The 19929-nt window shown below is 41.0% G+C and carries 17 protein-coding genes and 4 pseudogenes; 10 read left to right on the top strand and 11 right to left on the bottom strand.

What is annotated here, in order from left to right:
* The gene (gene lepA, locus AC4CU3_RS01960) at positions 1 to 1818 is read right to left on the bottom strand and encodes a translation elongation factor 4 (protein WP_279045191.1); all 1818 of its coding nucleotides are present in this window, start codon (positions 1816 to 1818) and stop codon (positions 1 to 3) included.
* 357 nt (positions 1819 to 2175) lie between these two features.
* Between lepA and AC4CU3_RS01965 the strand changes: the two genes are divergently transcribed.
* From AC4CU3_RS01965 to AC4CU3_RS01975, 3 genes are all read left to right on the top strand, one after another.
* A complete protein-coding gene (locus AC4CU3_RS01965) occupies positions 2176 to 3102 on the top strand; it encodes a chromate resistance protein ChrB domain-containing protein (RefSeq protein ID WP_234953451.1) in 927 nt (308 codons plus the stop codon).
* On the top strand, positions 3099 to 4448 hold the full coding sequence (gene chrA, locus AC4CU3_RS01970) for a chromate efflux transporter (protein ID WP_279045186.1): 1350 nt from the start codon (positions 3099 to 3101) through the stop codon (positions 4446 to 4448). Before AC4CU3_RS01965 ends, chrA begins: the two co-directional genes overlap by 4 nt.
* A 407-nt stretch (positions 4449 to 4855) precedes the next feature.
* On the top strand, positions 4856 to 5365 hold the full coding sequence (locus AC4CU3_RS01975; protein WP_279045185.1) for a hypothetical protein: 510 nt from the start codon (positions 4856 to 4858) through the stop codon (positions 5363 to 5365).
* Between the two features lie 253 nt (positions 5366 to 5618).
* Here AC4CU3_RS01975 and AC4CU3_RS01980 read toward each other — a convergent pair.
* A pseudogene (locus AC4CU3_RS01980) lies at positions 5619 to 5717 on the bottom strand (IS5/IS1182 family transposase); the annotation flags it as partial.
* Positions 5718 to 5790: 73 nt separating this feature from the next.
* On the opposite strand from AC4CU3_RS01980, the gene AC4CU3_RS01985 reads away from it, so the two are divergent.
* A protein-coding gene (locus AC4CU3_RS01985; RefSeq protein ID WP_151867843.1) for an IS3 family transposase occupies positions 5791 to 6866 on the top strand; the annotation gives its coding sequence in 2 pieces (ribosomal slippage) (positions 5791 to 6043 and positions 6043 to 6866; 1077 coding nt in all).
* Positions 6867 to 6904: 38 nt separating this feature from the next.
* Here the strand turns inward: AC4CU3_RS01985 and AC4CU3_RS01990 are convergent.
* From AC4CU3_RS01990 to AC4CU3_RS02010, 5 genes and pseudogenes are all read right to left on the bottom strand, one after another.
* A pseudogene (locus AC4CU3_RS01990) lies at positions 6905 to 7741 on the bottom strand (IS5 family transposase); the annotation flags it as partial.
* A 55-nt stretch (positions 7742 to 7796) separates the two neighbouring features.
* Positions 7797 to 7919, bottom strand: a pseudogene (locus AC4CU3_RS01995) (tyrosine-type recombinase/integrase); the annotation flags it as partial.
* 212 nt (positions 7920 to 8131) lie between these two features.
* Positions 8132 to 8197, bottom strand: a pseudogene (locus tag AC4CU3_RS02000) (hypothetical protein); the annotation flags it as partial.
* A gap of 145 nt (positions 8198 to 8342) precedes the next feature.
* Entirely contained in the window at positions 8343 to 8819 is a 477-nt protein-coding gene (locus AC4CU3_RS02005; RefSeq protein WP_004693800.1) for an acyl-CoA thioesterase, read from the bottom strand.
* A 112-nt stretch (positions 8820 to 8931) separates the two neighbouring features.
* Positions 8932 to 10311: a Do family serine endopeptidase gene (locus tag AC4CU3_RS02010; protein ID WP_490737963.1), complete on the bottom strand. Its 1380-nt coding sequence runs from the start codon at positions 10309 to 10311 to the stop codon at positions 8932 to 8934.
* A gap of 229 nt (positions 10312 to 10540) precedes the next feature.
* On the opposite strand from AC4CU3_RS02010, the gene nadB reads away from it, so the two are divergent.
* The gene (gene nadB / locus AC4CU3_RS02015; RefSeq protein ID WP_490737964.1) at positions 10541 to 12175 is read left to right on the top strand and encodes an L-aspartate oxidase; all 1635 of its coding nucleotides are present in this window, start codon (positions 10541 to 10543) and stop codon (positions 12173 to 12175) included.
* Between the two features lie 44 nt (positions 12176 to 12219).
* Here nadB and AC4CU3_RS02020 read toward each other — a convergent pair whose 3' ends face one another.
* The 4 genes from AC4CU3_RS02020 to pabC all read right to left on the bottom strand — a co-directional run bounded on the left by AC4CU3_RS02020 (position 12220) and on the right by pabC (position 15194).
* Positions 12220 to 12636, bottom strand: a complete 417-nt coding sequence (locus AC4CU3_RS02020; RefSeq protein ID WP_010326437.1) for a PaaI family thioesterase — start codon at positions 12634 to 12636, stop codon at positions 12220 to 12222.
* An 88-nt stretch (positions 12637 to 12724) separates the two neighbouring features.
* Positions 12725 to 13324 (bottom strand): dTMP kinase, encoded by a 600-nt coding sequence (gene tmk / locus AC4CU3_RS02025; RefSeq protein ID WP_490737965.1) that lies wholly within the window; start codon positions 13322 to 13324, stop codon positions 12725 to 12727.
* Positions 13325 to 14326: an endolytic transglycosylase MltG gene (gene mltG, locus AC4CU3_RS02030; RefSeq protein ID WP_490738455.1), complete on the bottom strand. Its 1002-nt coding sequence runs from the start codon at positions 14324 to 14326 to the stop codon at positions 13325 to 13327. It lies immediately after the preceding gene.
* A 55-nt stretch (positions 14327 to 14381) separates the two neighbouring features.
* Complete coding sequence (gene pabC / locus AC4CU3_RS02035) at positions 14382 to 15194, bottom strand: aminodeoxychorismate lyase (protein ID WP_490737966.1); 813 nt, start codon at positions 15192 to 15194, stop codon at positions 14382 to 14384.
* Positions 15195 to 15358: 164 nt separating this feature from the next.
* Here pabC and AC4CU3_RS02040 point away from each other — a divergent pair, with 164 nt between their 5' ends.
* From AC4CU3_RS02040 to AC4CU3_RS02060, 5 genes are all read left to right on the top strand, one after another.
* On the top strand, positions 15359 to 16369 hold the full coding sequence (locus AC4CU3_RS02040; protein ID WP_114837094.1) for a sulfate ABC transporter substrate-binding protein: 1011 nt from the start codon (positions 15359 to 15361) through the stop codon (positions 16367 to 16369).
* A gap of 37 nt (positions 16370 to 16406) precedes the next feature.
* Entirely contained in the window at positions 16407 to 17012 is a 606-nt protein-coding gene (locus tag AC4CU3_RS02045; RefSeq protein ID WP_490737967.1) for an RBBP9/YdeN family alpha/beta hydrolase, read from the top strand.
* An 85-nt stretch (positions 17013 to 17097) separates the two neighbouring features.
* Positions 17098 to 17931, top strand: a complete 834-nt coding sequence (gene cysT / locus AC4CU3_RS02050; RefSeq protein ID WP_004693816.1) for a sulfate ABC transporter permease subunit CysT — start codon at positions 17098 to 17100, stop codon at positions 17929 to 17931.
* Positions 17928 to 18809, top strand: coding sequence for a sulfate ABC transporter permease subunit CysW (gene cysW, locus AC4CU3_RS02055; protein ID WP_339421090.1), 882 nt, complete (start codon positions 17928 to 17930; stop codon positions 18807 to 18809). The genes cysT and cysW overlap by 4 nt, the downstream gene beginning before the upstream one ends.
* Before the next feature lie 12 nt (positions 18810 to 18821).
* Positions 18822 to 19883, top strand: a complete 1062-nt coding sequence (locus tag AC4CU3_RS02060) for a sulfate/molybdate ABC transporter ATP-binding protein (protein WP_004693820.1) — start codon at positions 18822 to 18824, stop codon at positions 19881 to 19883.
* Positions 19884 to 19929: the final 46 nt, after the last annotated feature.

The raw sequence follows: 19929 nt of genomic DNA on the forward strand, positions 1-19929 counted from the left end.
TTATCTTTCTACTTTCAACACAGCCAAGAACGCTTCTTGTGGGATTTCTACACTTCCCACTTGCTTCATGCGTTTCTTACCTTCTTTTTGCTTCGATAGCAGTTTCTTCTTACGAGAAACGTCACCACCATAACATTTCGCCAATACATTTTTACGCATTGCCTTTACGGTTGAACGAGCAATAATTTGTGCGCCTATGGCCGCTTGAATTGCCACATCAAACATTTGACGTGGAATCAAATCTTTCATTTTCTCAACCAATGCAATACCTCGGTGACGGGCATCTTGACGGTGACAAATCATTGCTAAGGCATCGACTTTATCGCCATTGATTAGAACATCGACTTTTACCAATGATGAACTTTCAAAGCGTACAAAGTTATAATCGAGCGACGCAAAACCACGTGAACACGACTTCAATTTATCAAAGAAGTCCATCACCACTTCCGCCATTGGAATTTCAAAGGTAATTGAAACTTGGTTCGCCATAAACTTCATGTCTTTTTGAACACCACGGCGTTCTACACACAAAGTCATGACATTACCCAAATACTCTTGCGGTACAAGGATGTGACATTCCGCAATCGGCTCACGTAAGTCTTCAACCATTGAACCATCGGGCATTTTAGATGGGCTATCGATATAAATCGTTTCACCATTCTTCATCACCGCTTCATAAATCACAGTTGGTGCAGATGAAATGAGGTCTAAATCATACTCACGCTCTAAACGCTCTTGCACGATTTCCATATGTAGCATGCCTAAGAAGCCACAACGGAAACCAAAACCTAAAGCATCTGAGCTTTCAGGTTCAAAGAATAACGCCGAGTCATTGATCTGAAGTTTATGCAAAGCTTCACGAAACGGTTCAAATTCACTTGAATCAATTGGGAACAAACCTGCATAAACCTGCGGCTTCACTTTTTTAAAGCCCGGTAAGGTTTTGACTTCTGGTGTGTTGGCAAGGGTAATCGTATCACCCACTGGCGCACCAAAAATGTCTTTAATCCCTGCAATTACGAAACCAACTTCACCCGCTTCAAGGATGTCTGTCTCAGTATGCTTAGGATTGAAAATACCCACAGAAGTAATGATGTGCGTTTGACCTGTTGATTTCATCAACATCTTGTCGCCCTTACGCACACGACCTTCTTTCACGCGCACCAAAGAAACAACGCCTAAGTAGTTATCAAACCAAGAGTCGATAATTAAAGCTTGTAATGGCGCGTTACGATCACCAGTAGGTGCAGGAATGACATTAACAAGGGTTTCTAAAACGCTATCAATCCCAAGACCTGTTTTTGCCGAACAGGTTGGTGCTTCAGTCGCTTCAATACCAATAATGTCTTCAATTTCTTGAATCACACGTTCAGGTTCAGCCTGTGGTAAATCAATTTTGTTGAGCACTGGTAGAACTTCGAGACCTTGCTCAATTGCGGTATAACAGTTCGCAACCGACTGTGCTTCCACGCCTTGCGCCGCATCTACAACCAACAATGCACCTTCACAAGCCGCCAATGAACGGGACACTTCATATGAAAAGTCGACGTGCCCTGGCGTATCAATAAAGTTCAACTGATACTCTTGGCCATTTGGATGGGTGTAATACAAAGTAACCGACGCAGCTTTAATGGTAATACCACGCTCACGTTCAAGTTCCATGGAGTCAAGTACTTGAGCTTGCATTTCACGATCTTGCAAACCACCACAGGTTTGAATAAAGCGGTCAGCGAGCGTTGACTTCCCGTGGTCAATGTGAGCAATAATGCTAAAGTTTCGTATATTATTGATATCTACAGACTTTTTTACAACTGCCATAAACTACTCTAAAAATATGTACACAATCATGTACTCAACTGTAAAAGTACAAACGACGTGCAAAAAGAATGTTGCTAAAAACTTCGCACAGTATAAGCAGATAAGTGTTAAAAATATATATTGTGATTGAGAAAAACTATCTTACAGAACAAACAGAATACAACTCATACATTAAAGCTATAGCGTTGCCCTGATTCATAAGGTTGTCAGCATTTTTTATTTTAATTGTACTTATATAGTCACCCTCTTTAAGTCAAAAAACTATTTATTCTTTTTACGCATATTGTTATTCAATTAAATCCATTACCAAAAAATTAAACATGTTATAAATTAAACAAAATATGTTGAGTTTATAACATGAAATTATCATTACTTGTATCATCACCTCCTAGTCAAAGTACTGCCGCCAGAATGCGAATTTGGCGTTCATTAAAATCGAATGGTGCAGCTACACTAAGAGATGGCGTCTATCTCCTACCAGCAATACATTCTGAAAAATTTGATACTGTTATCGATGATCATTTCAATGAAAATGGACATGCTTATATCTTTCACGCTGAAGCTCCTGCACATCTAGATCTGGGACAACTTTTTGATCGGAGTGGAGAGTATGAGGAACTCAGAACTGAAATTTCTCAAATACAAAGTAAGCTTGAAGAAAGTAAGAAAAAAGAATATCTCAAACAAATCCGAAAATTAAGAAAGTCCATCAATTCACTGGTAGAAATAGACTTTTTCCCCAATATTCAACAAAGTAAAACACTGAATGAACTCACCCGATTAGAACATGCTATTGCTCGTTTAGGTGAAGATGATGAACCCAATAATTTTGAACAGCAAATAAAAGTCCTATTCAAGCAAGATTTTCAAAATAAAATCTGGGCAACTAGAAAGCGTCCTTGGGTTGACCGTTTGGCATCAGCATGGATCATTCAAAAATTTGTAGACCCTCAGGCAGAATTTATTTGGTTAGAGCACCCCGATGATTGCCCAAAGGATGCCTTAGGTTTCGATTTTGATCATGCCAAATTTACGCATATCAATAATCTAGTCACTTATGAAGTGTTAATGCATAGCTTTAAATTACAAAACCCTGCTTTAAATAAAATCGCTGAAATTGTTCATTTTTTAGATGTTGGAGGAAATGAGCCTGCTGAAGCATTAGGTATTGAAAAAATCTTACAAGGTCTCAGAAGCACGATCACAAATGATGATCAATTACTCCAGCTTTCAAACCATATTTTTGATGGCTTGTATGCAGACTTTCAAAGGAATTTAGCATGAACAATAAGCCATCTTTGTCAAATGAAATAGAAATTGAATCTATTAGCTTTTGGCAAGCTTTTAAATTTTGGTTAAAACTCGGATTCATCAGCTTTGGAGGCCCTGCTGGGCAAATTGCTGTTATGCATCAAGAGCTGGTTGAAGAAAAAAAATGGATTTCAGAAAAGCGGTTTATGCATGCTCTGAACTATTGCATGTTGTTACCTGGGCCTGAAGCTCAACAACTCGCAACTTATATTGGTTGGTTAATGCATAAAACCAAAGGAGGCATCGTTGCAGGTGTTTTCTTTGTTTTACCCTCTCTATTTATCCTGATCGGGTTGTCTTGGGTTTATGTTAAATATGGAGATGTCCCGATCATTGCGGGCTTGTTTTATGGCATTAAGCCAGCAGTTGCAGCCATTGTATTTCATGCCACTTATCGTATTGGTAGTCGATCATTAAAGAATAAATTTCTATGGGCAATTGCAGTTGTCGCTTTTATTGCAATATTTATTTTTAATGTCCCTTTCCCTTTAATTGTTCTATGTGCAGCTATATCAGGCTATTTCGCAGGTAAAAAGCTTCCAGAGTTATTTCAGGTAAATGCACATCATTCCAGTCAAAAATCTTATGGTCGTGCAATTATTGATGACGACACTCCCACACCTGAACACGCCATTTTTAAATGGTCGCATCTAATCAAAATAGCAGTAATCTCAGCACTTTTATGGCTAATTCCGCTCATCTCTTTAACAGCAATTTTTGGATGGAGTCATTCTTATACTCAACTTGCTTGGTTTTTTACTAAAGCTGCTCTTATGACATTCGGGGGAGCTTATGCTGTTCTGCCTTACGTATACCAGGGGGCCGTCGGTTTTTATCACTGGCTGACACCAACTCAAATGATTGATGGACTAGCTCTAGGTGAAAGTACTCCTGGTCCGTTGATCATGGTGGTGGCTTTTGTCGGCTTCTTGGCGGCTTACAATCAATCTCTATTAGGTGTTGAGCATCAATTTATTGCGGGTGCATTAGGTGCAATCATTGTCACTTGGTTTACGTTTATTTTCTCATTTTTCTTCATTTTAGCGGGGGCGCCTGTCATAGAGTCCACGCATAATCAAATTAGATTCACAGCCCCTTTAACAGCCATTACCGCTGCCGTGGTGGGTGTAATTCTGAATTTAGCTCTCTTTATATGTTACCACGTGCTTTGGCCAAAGGGCTTTGAAGGAAGTTTTGATTATATTTCTGCCATTATTGCTATTTTAGCTATAGTCGCATTATTTAAGTTTAATCAGAGTGTGCTCCGAGTCATCATCGGTTCGGCATTGGCAGGTCTAATAATCAAATTCACAATATAGTGTGAGAAGCGACAGCTAGCAAAGAAAGGCTTTAAGGGAAAGGTTTGGGGATAAGAAACTCGCGATCGGACCATGCAAATTGCCGAATCGTGGCTGGTCGATGAGTAGAGGAAGTCTGGCGCGGGATTATTCTAGCTGGGAAGGCATGTTGACTATGGGTAACAATATTTTATGGTTAATGAATACTAAACATTGAAATGATTAGTTTGATTAAATTGTATGCGTGGAACGTGAATAATCACCAAAAATAGGCTCTAGCCTACTAAGCACTAGAGCCCATATGACTAAAGCCTTGATCCCTATATGAAAGTTTCAAGAGTTTCGTATAAGGTGTATTATGTTAATTTTAGAAATTCTTAATTTTAAATCACTTCAAACCTTTTATTGTTTTTTGAGCAATTTTTAATATGTATCAAACACAAAAGATTCAAACACTACTTAGACATGTTTGGAATCCTTCACCTTCTTTTTCTAATGAGAATATCGTACATATCGCTGATCAACTATATGAAATTATAGAAAATCTTGGTGATATAAATGACATCAGTGATGCCTTAATGGATATTTCAACTAATGAATACAATGGAAATATTTCATCAGAAAAATGTATGCAAGTAGCTACCCAAATTATAAATTTTTATGGTGGGGAGCCTATAAAAAACGATTTTGGAAAAATGAGATTTTCAGTAGGGCAGTATTATACTTTTTTATCATATAACAGTAAGAAAGAAAATTTAGAAATGACATTCAACATGACTTTAGCTGGAGAAATAGTTTTAGATCCAAATAAACTTCCATTAAAAGAAGAGGAAAGAGACCAATTAATCAAAGTAATGCAAGAAGTTTATGCTGATAGATTAATTATTGATGATGAAAAAAATTCTGCATATATAAGAGAAAATTTATCCTTTAGGTAATAGATCTATTGTCAATATTTTTAATTTTCGTATTAAAAAATACTCCATTTAATATAATGGCTGTTATACGAAATTATTAAGCTGCTGATATTGTAATAAGTCAATTGGCAGTGCCATTGTATGTACAGTTAAGGCGTCGTCTAGCTTCTTCCATTTTTCCAAAAAATAGCATCCATCTAGTAAATACACTGTAGAAGATGAGGCTTTGTTGCACAAAGATTTGAAATGCAAAGCGCCCCTAATTGAGCTAAATTTAAGGCGTAACTTGGGTAAGTGGTCGACCTAATTCCGTAAATCTGTTAAGGACTGCTACACGTGCATGGATCTCATTCACTTGGCTATCAAAACTCCTTGGGTAATCCCCCCTAAAAATAATAGGATCTAAAAGTAGAATTTTCTCTTAAGATACGAGCAGGAGATTCTGCATGAAAACATCTAAATTTACTGACAGTCAGATCATGTCCATCTTGAAACAGGCAGAATCTGGCACACCTGTAGCGACCCTTTGCCGTGAACACGGCATGAGTAATGCTACCTTTTATAAATGGCGTGCCAAATATGGTGGTATGGATACATCATTAATGGCTCGACTGAAAGAGCTAGAAGCCGAAAATACCAGACTTAAAAAGATGTATGCGGAAGAGCGATTAAAGGCCGAAATCATCCAGGAAGCGATGGCAAAAAAGTGGTAAAGCCATCTTGCCGGCGTAAGATGGCACAACAGGCAGTTGCCCAGCATGCCATTAGTATTCGTTTGGCTTGTAAAGCATTTGGCATTAGTGAAACCTGCTACCGCTATCAAGCCAAACTCAGCGATGACAATGCACTCATTGCTGAACAGCTCATTGAACTCACTGAGGAAAATTCCGATTGGGGCTTTGGTTTGTGCTTCTCGTATTTACGGCATGTTGAGAGTTGCTGCTGGAATCACAAGCGGGTTTACCGCATTTACTGTGAGTTGGCACTGAATCTGCGTATTAAACCGAGAAGAAGACTAAAACGGCATGCGCCTGAACCATTGAAAGAACCAATCCGAGAAAATCAGGTTTGGTCATTAGATTTTATGCATGATCAGCTTTCCGATGGTCGCAAGTTTCGATTATTGAATGTGATTGATGATTACCGCCGCGAAGGCCTAGCCATTGAAGCAGGGTTCTCATTGCCCACAATCAGGGTTATTCGTACGTTGAATCAATTGCTGGAGTGCAGAGAAAAACCGTTAGTGATCCGATGCGATAATGGTCCCGAATTTATCAGTCACGAATTTGTGCGCTGGGCTACTGAGCACGGTATTCGTATTGAATATATTCAACCGGGTAAGCCACAGCAGAATGCGTATATTGAACGCTATAATCGGACCATACGTTATAGTTGGCTGAGCAAGCATTTATTTGATACTTTGGATGAAGTACAAGATTATGCAACAAACTGGTTGTGGCATTACAACCATGAAAGACCACATCAAGCTAACAAAGGAAAGCCACCTCTAATGGCTGCTTAACCTCTACTTTTAACTTCGGTTATTTATGGGAGGATTACCCTTGCACTGAGTTTATCTCCTAATAATTTGATGCAATGCATCTTAGTTTCAACCAAACTTCGCCGATGATAGCCTGACCATTTTTTCCATAGTGTCCTGCCTAAACGTTTAATTGTTCGAAGTAATTCATTTCGCTCTAGCGAGCTACTCTTTGTATCTTTCCATGGTTTCGCATTTTTTCTAGGTGGAATCACCGCATGCCCTTGCCGATCTGCAATGACCTGACGGCATTGCTTGGTGTCATAAGCTCCATCGGTATAAACAGAGTCAATCCGCTCATCTTGTGGAATCTGATTAAGTAAATCACCAAGCACCTGTGAATCACTGACATTATTGGTTGTAAGCTGAACTGCTCGTATTTGTAGGGTTTTAGCATCTATACCAATATGAAGTTTACGCCATTGGCGACGATATTCAGGTCCATGTTTCTTGCGTTTCCATTCGCCCTCACCTAGAAACTTCATGCCTGTAGAGTCCATGAGTAGATGCAGCCCATCGCTACTTTTTTGGTAGCTGATTACAATATCAATATGCTTTTGTCTTCTACAAAGCGTGGTGTAATCTGGAGCTATCCAATTTAATCCGCAAAGTTTAATCAGACTTTGCACAAAGCCAGTGACCATACGTAAAGACAGACGGAATAAGGATTTAATCATTAAGCAGCATTGGATGGCTGCGTCGGAGTAGGTTTGATTTCGCCCTTGTTTGCCTTTTGATGGCGCATACCATTGCGTAGCAGGATCAAACCAAATGGCAATATTTCCGCGACTCATGAGTGCTCGGTTATATGCGGGCCAATTGGTTGTGCGGTAGATTTTGTGTGTAGGCTTCTTCATTTGAAAATTATATCGCTGAAAAACCCTTTACAGATAGGTTTGTGCAACAAAGCCGTTGAAAGACGATTTTACCTTTTGGAGTAATACGAACGCTCATAGCATCGCGATCGGCAAACTCTTCTATTTTTTCTCTGTCTTTACCAAGTTGAGCTTTTAGCCAAGCTTCTGAAATCGCCATATATCACCATGTACACACTAGATCCGCCAAACTTGTGCCATATTGCTAAATATGTACACGGTTGTGTACATATTTAGGTTGGCTCATAGTTTCCATTAGTGTTTCATTGTGTCTTATAGTGACGCATAAAAAAAGCCTAATTAAAGGCTTTTATTGTGTTTCATGGCTTAATGCGTCTAGTTGTGTCTTATAGCTTCTTAATGTCAGTCATAAATGTGAGCAATAATACTGAAATTACGGATATTTTTAATATCAACAGATTTTTTAGCTTGCGCCATGGGCTACCTTGAACAAAATGAAGCGTTATGCAGACAAATTTCGATGCACAACAAAAGCCGAATAGAAATTGCGAAGGATTATAACAGATGGTTTTTTTAAAGTATCCATATTAATACGCTTCCTTTTCACAACTCTGACGCTTTTTTACATGTTTTCGCTTTTCACTGGGCTTTTTGAATAATCCATTGAAAAATCTAAGGCATTCACATCTTTTGCAAGCGGTTGGTAAGCTTGGGTAAAACTAGGTGACATACGTTTCGCGCGTCCTGTTTCAATCTCTACGCAAGCCCACTTAGTTTGAGCAACAAATAAAATGCTATTGTCTTTGGGTCTATAAAACACATATTGGCGCGATGAATATAATGCGTTTATATCGTCAAACCATGTGCGTAAGATTATTTCATCCTCTTTAAATGCAGCTTTTCTGTACTGCACATGATGCTCAACTGCAACCATGGCATGTTTTAACTCGATATATTCTTTTAAGCCTAAGCCCAATGCATCAATATGTGCCGTTGCGACATCCTGCATCCAATGCATATAAACTACGTTATTCACATGGCCTAACTGGTCGATATGTTCTGCTTGCACCTGAAGCCTTAAGTCAAAAATACTACTCATAAACACTCTATTGAATCTAAATATCCCTATGAAGATGGCAGTGTACGCAAATAACAGACATCATCAAATTGCAAAAAATAAAAAACCACTCCGAAGAGTGGCTTTTTCTCGCTTATTGGATGCGCATCCCTAAAATGGCTGGTGTGCCTTGTCGGATAATTCCAACGCGGGCAACCTGACCTTTTTTCAATTCAGATGCCGCTTGGACAAAATCATTGGTGTCTTTTACGACTTTACTATTAATGTGAGTGACCACATCACCAGCCGCCATACCTGACTGTGCTGCTGCGCCGCCACGTTTCACTTCTTGAATCAACACACCACCTTTCACATTGAGTTGTGACAATTCAGCAGGTGCTAAATTTCGGATAGCAATACCTAAGACAGGCCCTTTACTTTGTGTAACTGTATCTGATTTTGCAGGTGTGTCATCCGGTGCAGTGGTTAATGTTGCCGATATATTACGCTTTTTATCATCACGCAATACTTCAAGCTGTACCGTTTGATTTGGCATAGTACGATTTAAATAGTTCAATAACTCAGAGGTCCGTGAAATCGGCGTTCCATTGAATTTTAAAATAATATCGCCTGCTTTTAGTCCCGCTTTCTGCGCAGGTGAATTCGGCTGAACATTGGTAATCAATGAACCTTCTGGTTTTGGCAAATTATAAGACTCTGCCAAATTGCGGTCTAGATCTTGTAGATTAAACCCTAAATAAGAACGCGTAACTTTGCCTGTTTTCTTAAGTTGGTCAGCAATATCCATTGCGACATCAATGGGAATCGAGAAAGACAGCCCCATATAACCGCCCGTACCACTGAAGATACGCGAGTTCACTCCAACCACTTCACCCTGCTGGTTAAATAACGGACCACCTGAGTTTCCTGGGTTGAGAGCCACATCGGTTTGAATGAAGGGTACCGATGTCTCCCCCATCATATTACGCATTTTCGCACTCACGATTCCCGCTGAAGCAGAATAGTCGAAACCAAACGGTGAACCGATCGCAAGCACAGGTTCGCCTACACGCAGTTGATCAACATTGCCTGCACGGAGTGATGGAAAATTCGCACCATTCACCTTAAGCAAGGCCACATCCGTTCGTTCATCACTCCCCACCACAGTCGCATCCAGTTCACGACGGTCATTAAACATAATCGTGACTTTCGATGCATCTTCTACGACGTGGTGATTTGTCAGTAAATACCCATCTTTACTAATAAAAAATGCGCTGCCATAAGCCGTTTTTTCTTGCGGCGCTTGCTGCTGCGGAATAATGACTTGATTACCAAAAAAACGCTTCAAAATCTCAGGTATTTGCTGCTGCAGTAACTCTTCTTGAGTCATCTTTTTAACCACATTTACACTAACTACAGCAGGGCTGACTTGCTCAACCAAGTTTGAGAAATCAACAGGTGCTGCTTGTGTTTGCACCGTAACCATTGTGCATGCAACAGCAAAAAAACCAGTTTGTATCGCGCGACTTTTCATATCAAGTATTGACCTATATGTTTGTTATCAATTTATGTATTAGCGTTTTTAGCATAATCTTTGTCTATCTTGGGTAATAATATGTTCTATTATGTTTGTATAAACAAGAGCTTAAAATTTGCTTAAAAAATACGTTCTTTATTTATATTTCCCATCAATTGTAGAGATTTTACCCTTGCCTTTTCGTGAAAAAAGCGCTGTCATTAGCGAACTTTTTCCAAATTAGCTGATGGACATGTCTAATTTAAACACAACACATCATTTTGATGTGATTATTGTGGGAAGTGGCGGTGCAGGCCTGAGCTTAGCCTTATCGTTGCCTCAACATTTCAATATTGCTGTTCTTGCAAAATCAAACCTGACCGATGCAAGTACCTTCTATGCACAAGGTGGCGTTGCCGCTGTTTTAGATGAAACGGATTCCATCGAACAGCACATTGATGACACCATGATTGCGGGCGCTCACTTGTGTGAGACCGAAGCCGTAAAGCAAACCGTTGAAGGCGGTAAACCTTCTGTTGATTTTCTACTGAAACACGGCGTGCAGTTTACCCTTGATGATCAAGAGCAATTGCATTTAACGCGTGAAGGTGGACATTCTCAACGCCGTATTATTCATGCCGCAGATGCCACAGGTCGTGCCATTTCAACCACCTTAGTTGAACGAGCGATTGAAAAAGACAACATCACCATTTTTGAAAATTACATCGCTATCGATTTAATTACCTCTCAAAAACTGGGCTTAGAAGAACAAAATCGTGCATTAGGCCTCTATGCACTCGATGAAAAGACTGAAAAAGTACATACCTTTTTAGCCCCTTTCACCGCGCTGGCGTGTGGCGGCGCCATGAAAGCCTATCTGTATACCTCGAACCCAGACATTGCAACGGGCGATGGTATTGCCATGGCATTTCGTGCAGGTTGCCGCGTGGCGAATATGGAATTTAACCAATTCCACCCAACCTGTTTATACCACCCACAAGCACGCTCTTTCCTCATTACTGAAGCAATGCGTGGTGAAGGTGCTTATTTACGTTTACCCGATGGTGAACGCTTTATGTTGCGCTTTGATGAGCGCGCAGAACTTGCACCCCGTGACATTGTGGCGCGAGCGATTGACTATGAAATCAAACGCTTAGGTATTCGTCACGTTTGGCTCGACATTAGTCATAAGCCCGAAAGTTTCATTAAAGAACATTTCCCAACCTTGTATGCACGCTTACTTGAACTCGGCATCGATATTACCAAGGAAATGATTCCTGTTGTTCCTGCTGCGCACTATACCTGTGGCGGTGTGGTGGTTGATGAACACAGTCAAACTGACATTACAGGTCTCTATGCGATTGGGGAAACCTCGTACACAGGTTTGCATGGCGCTAACCGTATGGCCAGTAACTCACTGTTAGAGTGTTTTGTGTATGGCATGAGTGCAGCAGAGCACATCGAAAAAAGTTTTGATTCAAATTACCAATCCCCAACTGCTCCGTCTTGGGATGACTCACAAGTGACGAATCCTGATGAAGATGTGGTGATTTTGCAAAACTGGGATGAACTCCGTCAAACCATGTGGAACTACGTCGGCATTGTGCGTACCACGAAACGTCTTGAACGTGCGCTACACCGCATTGAAATGTTGAAGCGGGAAATTACCGAGTATTATCAAGATTACCAAGTCAGCAAAAACTTGATTGAACTACGTAATTTAGTTTTAGTCTCTGAAATGATCGTGCGCTGCGCCATGGAGCGTAAAGAATCACGTGGTTTACACTACACTTTAGATTACCCTGAACTGTCGAATGAACTGCGTAAAACCGTACTCACCCCTTTCAATTTTAAAGTTGAAACCCCTTTAGTGAATAACTAATTTAAAAAAGCCTGATTCGTCAGGCTTTTTTATTCAGACATTTTTTAGGATTTAGGTGGAATAGAATAAGTTCCCACCACATGTGCAATGGGTTCATCCTTACCAACTGAATACAACCACACATCCCCAACCACCAATGCTTTGCCAACTTTCATTAACTTACATTCTCCGCGGATATTTGTTGAAGCTGCGGGTTTACTTAGAAAGTTGACCGATAAATTGGTGGTCACGGTTAAACCGACCAGCCCAATTTCCCCTAAAATGGCGATATACAATGCATAGTCTGCAAGAGTCATCATGGTTGGGCCTGAAACCGTCCCACCCGGTCTCAAATCGCGCTCATCTACCTGATACACGACTGTTGCTGCGCGCTCAGTCACAGATTCGATACGACATTTTTCTAAACTTTGCGGGAATTCCTTTTCTAAAAAAGCCACAATCTCAGTTAAGTTACTTTTCATTTTTCCTTCAACATTCAGTCCTTTGTCACTGACTATAAAAGAAAAATGCATTTCACTACAGCATGAAATAACATTTCTGGCTTATTTTTTAGTTTAAATATTGCAACGCTTGTGCAAAAACCTGCTCTGGTGACTGGGTCGCATCCAAACGTTTAACCCGCTCAGGATATTGTTCCCATAACTGCTGATAACCTGCTCTAACTTTTTCAAAGAAAGTGGCTTTTTCTTGTTCAAAACGGTCCAAAGCCCCCCTTTCCCGCGCACGAGACATGCCTGTCTCAATCGGGGCATCGAGCCAAAATGTAATATTTGGCATATGGCTGACAAAGTTTTCATTCAGCAGTTGCAGCTTCGACTGGCTTAAACCACGTCCTGCACATTGATAAGCAAAGCTGGCATCGGTAAAACGGTCACACAATACGGTTTTATGTTTCGTTAAAGCAGGCACGATCACTTGTTCTAAGTGCTGTGCACGAGCCGCGTACATCAGCAGCAGTTCGGTATCATTCGACATCGACTCTTCATGATTGACTGACAATAATAGCGAGCGAATTTGCTCAGCCATTGGTGTACCACCTGGCTCACGCGTTAAAACAACCTGCTGACCTTGTTGTTCTAGATGCTCATAAATTTTGCGAATCAGTGTGGTTTTACCGACACCTTCTGTGCCCTCAAAACTAATAAACATCTATTCATCCTTCTTGGTTTTTAAAACGCTGAGATATTCTTTTACAGCTTGGTTGTGCTGCTCTAAAGTCTCACTAAATGTGTGCCCACCATTGCCCGTTGCAACAAAGTAGATGTTTTTACTGTTATCTGGGTGCATGGTAGCTTCAATGGCTTTTTTACTTGGTAAAGCAATTGGCGTAGGAGGTAAACCATTGATGGTATAAGTATTATAGGCTGTTGGGGTACGCAAGTCTTGGCGGGTAATGTTGCCTGTATATTTATCGCCCATGCCATAAATCACGGTCGGATCCGTTTGCAAACGCATACCGAGTTGAAGACGACGTGAAAACACACCCGAAACTTGCTCCAGTTCACGGTCAACATTGGTTTCTTTTTCAATGATAGAGGCCATGATCAAGGCTTCGTATTTGTCTTTATACGGCAAATTTGCCGCACGGTTTGCCCAAGCTTCATCTAAAGCTTTCATTTGGCGTTTGTATAAATCCGTTAAGATTTTTTTGTCTGACTCCCCTTTGGCGAAGAAATAAGTATCGGGGGCAAAAAGTCCTTCAGCATGCGTATACGGAATATCTAAGGCTTTTAAAAGCTGATCCATGGGTAAATTGGAGACTTCCTTTTTAACCAATGCATCCTTTTTCAACGCCTCGATCAGCTGTTTAAAGGTCGTCCCCTCAATCACCAAGATACGATTCATCTCGGCATTATCGACATTGGAAATCATATCCAAAACTTGGCGAATACTCATACCTTCACGCACTTCATAAACACCGGCTTTCAAGGTGTCATGAATAAATATTTTTTGGTAAAGCTTTAAAATAATAGGAAAACTAGCCATGTCTTCTTTGGCTAAGCGGTCAATAAAACCGGAATAGGTATCACCAGAGTTAATTGCCAATAAATGCTTTTTACCCTCAATAGGATAGGACTTAAATAAACTCGACCACAATACAATCATCAATAAAACAATGATGCTCACAGCAATCAATAACAACCCTTTCATTTTTCGTTGGGGTAGTTGCGTTTTCTTTTTCGATTTGGTTTTGGCTGCGGACATACTACTGCATCTGATTAAGTTGAAGACGATGGAACAAATCTATACACGGCTGAACATCTAAGTGCTGATGACTCAAACTTTTGGCTATTTTCATAGGACTCAAGGCATTGCAGAAAAATAAACTTTGAAAGCGTGGAATTTCTTCCATATCAATCATTCTCAGCTCACAGCTCATTCCTTGTTGCTGCATCCGTGCCAATATTTCGGCACGCATGACACCATGTACGCCATTATAACGAAGTTCGGGACTAATCCATCGATCATTTAGCAGAATGAAACAATTACTGCTCACACCTTCAACGACAGAACCTTGCACATCTGTGACCAACGCTTCCAACCAACCGTGTTGTTCTGCCTCATGCTTAAGTAAAACTTGTTCTAAACGGTTTAAGCTTTTCACACCCACCATTTGCGGCATACTTAACCCAATCGCATGTTGTAGTACCCCTGAATCAATTTCGCTGTATGTCAATGCCTCTGATACTTGCGGATAGAAAAACACCCAAACGTCAGCAGGATGTGTGGGCAAACTATAACCACGCTGCCCTTCACCCCGACTAATAATAATTTTCAGCGTTCCGTTTAAGTGTGCATAGGTTTGTTTTAATTGTACGATGCTGCGCTGAATAAAGGCTAAATCTGCTGACAACAACAGTCTTTCACAGGCCAATTTCAAGCGTGCTATGTGTAGAGACTCTAGCTCAATCACACCCTCACGGATACGCGCTGTACTAAAACAACCATCTCCATAATGAAATGCACGATCTAATAATTCTATTTGTTTGATTTCTTGTGCATTTTTATAGCAATGCATGCCAATCTACCCTGAAACAATTTTCTGCTTTAGTTTAATGAATTCTAAGCTGAACTCTTTTTCTTTTTTATTCATATAAAATTCATTTTTTATTATTTTTTTAGCAATAAGACTCACAGTATTCTTGCCTCATGTTTAAAAACGTTTAAAATTTGAGGTCTCACATGAGCTTATCTAAGTTAAAAATTGGGGTACTAGCAGCGCTAGTTTCAGTCACTTCTTTTGGTGTTGCAGCAAAAGATTTCCTTAACGTGTCGTATGATCCAACACGCGAACTGTATGAAGATGTCAACAAACAGTTTGGCGCTTATTGGAAACAACGCACAGGACAAGACATTAACTTCAAACAGTCTCACGGCGGCTCGGGCAAACAAGCTCGTTCAGTGATTGATGGTTTAGGTGCCGATGTGGTGACCCTTGCTCTTGCAGCAGATATCGATGTAATTGCTGAAAAAGCAAAACTTTTACCGACCAACTGGCAAAAGAAATTACCCAATAACTCAACACCATATACTTCGACTATCGTGTTCCTCGTCCGTAAAGGCAACCCTCAAGGCATTAAAGACTGGGGTGACCTCGTGAAGCCGGGTGTTGGCATTATTACACCAAATCCAAAAACCTCAGGTGGTGCACGCTGGAACTACTTAGCAGCTTGGGCTTGGGCGAAACATCAACCTGCGGGTAACGATGCAAAAGCACAAGAATTCGTGCGTAAAATTTATAAAAATACCAAAGTACTGGATTCAGGTGCACGCGGTGCAACCACAACTTTTGCTGAACGCGGTATCGGTGACGTTCTCTTAGCATGGGAAAACGAAGCACACTTAGCAATTCGTGAACAACCGGGTAAATTTGAAATCGTGACGCCTTCGCTATCTATTTTGGCAGAACCACCTGTTGCCATTGTTGAAAAGAATGCGGAAAAAGACGGCAATCTGAATCTGGCGAAAGCATATCTCAACTATTTGTATTCACCTGCTGGACAGGAAATTGCGGCGAAAAACTTCTATCGCCCACGTAATGCAACTGTCTTGAAAAAATATGCAGCCACATTCAAACCGTTGAAGTTGGTGACCATTGATAAAGAATTTGGCGGTTGGACCAAGGTACAAAAACAGCACTTTGAAAATGGTGGTGTATTTGACCAAATTGTGAAAGCCAATACGACGAAATAAAACCGAGTCCAATAAATAGCTGTAAGGGAGCATCGACATGATTCATACTGTAATTGTACCGGGCGTGGGTGGAAGTGAACATGACCACTGGCAATCGTGGTTACAACGTCAGCTCAAGTCATGCTCTCGTGTACAGCAGCAGGATTGGAATAAACCCGTACTCCATGAGTGGATTGAACAATTTATCAAAACGATTCAATCCATTCAGAAACCGATTCAAATTGTGGCGCATAGCTTTGGCTGTTTAACGACAGTCGCTGCTTTAGCACAGCATCCTGAACTAAATCAAAAAATCAAAAATTTAGTTTTGGTTGCACCGGCCAACCCTGCTCGCTTTGGTGATGCTGGTTTTGCTCGTGATAGCCAAAATGACTATCAACAATATTTCCACCAACTCAAGCTGCAAGTTCCCACCCAAATGATCATCAGTGAAAATGATCCTTGGCTCAATTTTCAAGATGCGCTGCAACTGGCAAAAGCATGGAAAATTAGGCCTAAGAACTTGGGCCAAGTCGGACATATTAATGTTGCGTCAGGTTTTGGGCCATTCCCTGAAATTTATGATTTTTTGATTTCAGAAAATGTGCTAAAAAACATTAGTTTTTACAATGAAAGCAAGTATTTATTTAAATTTGCAATTTAAACGCTGCAAATGATACTTGTGCCGAAATTCAGTTTTATTTGAGCTGACTCTTTTTAGGTCAACTTTCTCTCTTTGAGGAGTAATCATGTCGCAGCGATCCCGAGTGCTGCCAGGATTTGGTCTTTCTCTAGGCTTTACCCTAGCATATTTGTCATTAATCGTTCTTATTCCATTGTCCGCTGTTTTCATTAAATCTTTAGGCATTGGTTGGGATGGGTTATGGGAAATTTTAAGTTCAGAACGTATTTTAAAATCTTTGCAGCTCAGTTTTAGTACAGCCCTGATCGCCGCGTTTATTAATGTGGTTTTTGGTCTCCTTCTAGCATGGTGTTTGGTTCGTTATCGTTTTCCGGGTAAACGCATTGTAGATGCCTTGGTCGACTTACCATTTGCCTTACCCACCGCGGTTGCAGGTATTGCACTCACCTCGCTTTATGCGCCTACAGGTTGGATCGGTCAGTATCTTGAGCCTTTAGGGATTCAAGTGGCCTATACCCCAATTGGTATTACATTGGCACTGATTTTTATTGGTATTCCGTTTGTGGTACGAACTGTGCAACCAGTCCTCAGCGACTTGGAAACAGAGTTAGAAGAAGCAGCATCAGCATTAGGTGCCAACCGTTTACAGATTGTGACCAAAGTGATTTTACCGATTTTATTTCCAGCACTCATTACCGGTTTTGCACTTGCCTTTGCACGTGGCGTCGGTGAATACGGTTCAGTTATCTTTATTGCTGGGAACCAACCGTTTAAAACAGAAATTGCGCCGCTCATGATTATTTCGCGCTTAGAAGAATATGACTATGCAGGTGCAACCACGATTGCAGTCGTCATGTTGGTGCTGTCTTTTGCCATTTTATTCCTGATTAACTTGTTACAAGCATGGGCAAGCCGTCGTACAGGGAGAACAGCTCGATGAATATCAACAGTAATGCGCTTGCTGAAAAGCTACAATCGCGTGATGCAACACGTGAGCCAACTTGGGTTCGCTACACCCTGATTACGATTGCTCTGCTGTTCTTTTTAAGCTGTTTAATCCTACCGCTGATTTTGGTGTTCGTTGAGGCCTTTAAACAAGGGGTCGGTGTCTATGCACAAGCCTTGGTTCATCCAGACACATTATCCGCAGTCAAACTCACTTTATTAACCGCAGTGATTGCAGTTCCTCTGAATGTCGTGTTTGGTGTTGCAGCAGCTTGGTGTGTAGCCAAATTTAACTTCCGTGGTAAATCTATCTTAACCACGATTATTGATATGCCATTTTCAGTATCACCTGTTATCGCGGGTTTAATGCTGGTGCTGATTTTTGGTACGCAAGGTTGGTTCGGTAGTTGGCTCATGGATAATGACATCAAAATTCTGTATGCCGTTCCTGCCATTGTATTAGCAACAATCTTTATCACCGTTCCTTTTGTTGCACGTGAACTTATTCCGCTCATGGAAGCTCAAGGTACGGAAGAAGAAGAAGCTGCGATTGTACTCGGTGCATCAGGCTGGCAAACCTTCTGGAAAGTAACCCTACCCAATATCAAATGGGGTTTAATTTACGGCGTCATTCTGTGTAATGCACGTGCCATGGGTGAGTTTGGTGCGGTATCGGTAGTTTCAGGTCATATTCGTGGTGAAACCAATACCTTGCCTCTACATGTCGAGATTCTCTATAACGAATATACCTTCAGTGCGGCTTTTGCTGTGTCTTCGCTCTTGGCGCTTTTAGCGATTGTAACCCTTGTGTTAAAAACATGGGTTGAGATTCGCCAAGAAAAGCAAAACAAACATAATGATTTAACAGTTTAAAGGAATGACCTCATGAGTATTCAAGTTAAAAATATTGAAAAACACTTTGGTGCATTCCATGCGCTGAACAACATTTCTCTCGATTTCCCTGATGGTCAATTGGTTGCATTACTTGGGCCGTCAGGCTGTGGTAAAACCACTCTGCTTCGTATTATTGCAGGACTTGAGTCCGCAGATGGCGGTCAAGTTATCTTAGAAGGTGAAGATGCAACCAATGTACACGTACGTGAACGCGAAGTTGGTTTTGTATTTCAGCACTATGCCTTGTTTCGCCATATGACCGTATTTGACAATATTGCCTTTGGTCTCCGCGTTCGCCCACGTGCAACACGCCCATCTGAAGCTGAAATTAAAAAACGTGTCACGCGGTTACTGGACTTAGTCCAATTGGGCTTCTTGGCAGACCGTTACCCAGCGCAACTTTCAGGCGGTCAGCGTCAACGTATTGCACTGGCACGTGCTTTGGCAGTTGAACCACGTGTACTGTTACTAGATGAGCCTTTTGGTGCTTTGGATGCAAAAGTACGTAAAGAGCTCCGTCGTTGGTTACGTACTTTGCATGATGAACTTCATATCACCTCAATCTTTGTAACGCATGACCAAGAAGAAGCTTTAGAAGTCGCGGATCAAATCATTGTGATGAATAAAGGGAACGTCGAGCAAATTGGTTCTCCCCGTGAAGTTTATGAAAAGCCTGCAACGCCTTTTGTGTTTGACTTCTTAGGTCAAGCGAACCGTTTCGAAGGTCAAAATAACGCAGGTACGATCCAAATTGGTGAAGACCGCATTCAATTAGACTCTTTACGCAATGCGCCTTCGGGTGACGTGATTGCCTTTGCCCGTCCAGATGAATTACGTATTCATGCACAACCGCAAGACAACGCCATCCAAGCAACGTTCGTACGAGAATTATGGATCGCGGGCAAAGTGGTTGCAGAACTCCATGATCGCCAAGGCAAACTGATTGAAATCTCACTGACTTCTGAAGAAGCAAAATTACACCAATTTAGACCTAATCAAACGGTATGGTTAAGCCCATCAAACTTGCATTTATTTGCAAAACCTGCGGCTTAAGACCAATTGAATGGGGCATGTTGAATGCCTCATTCATCATAAAAGA

The sequence above is a fragment of the Acinetobacter sp. 802_lipA genome, assembly GCF_058242885.1.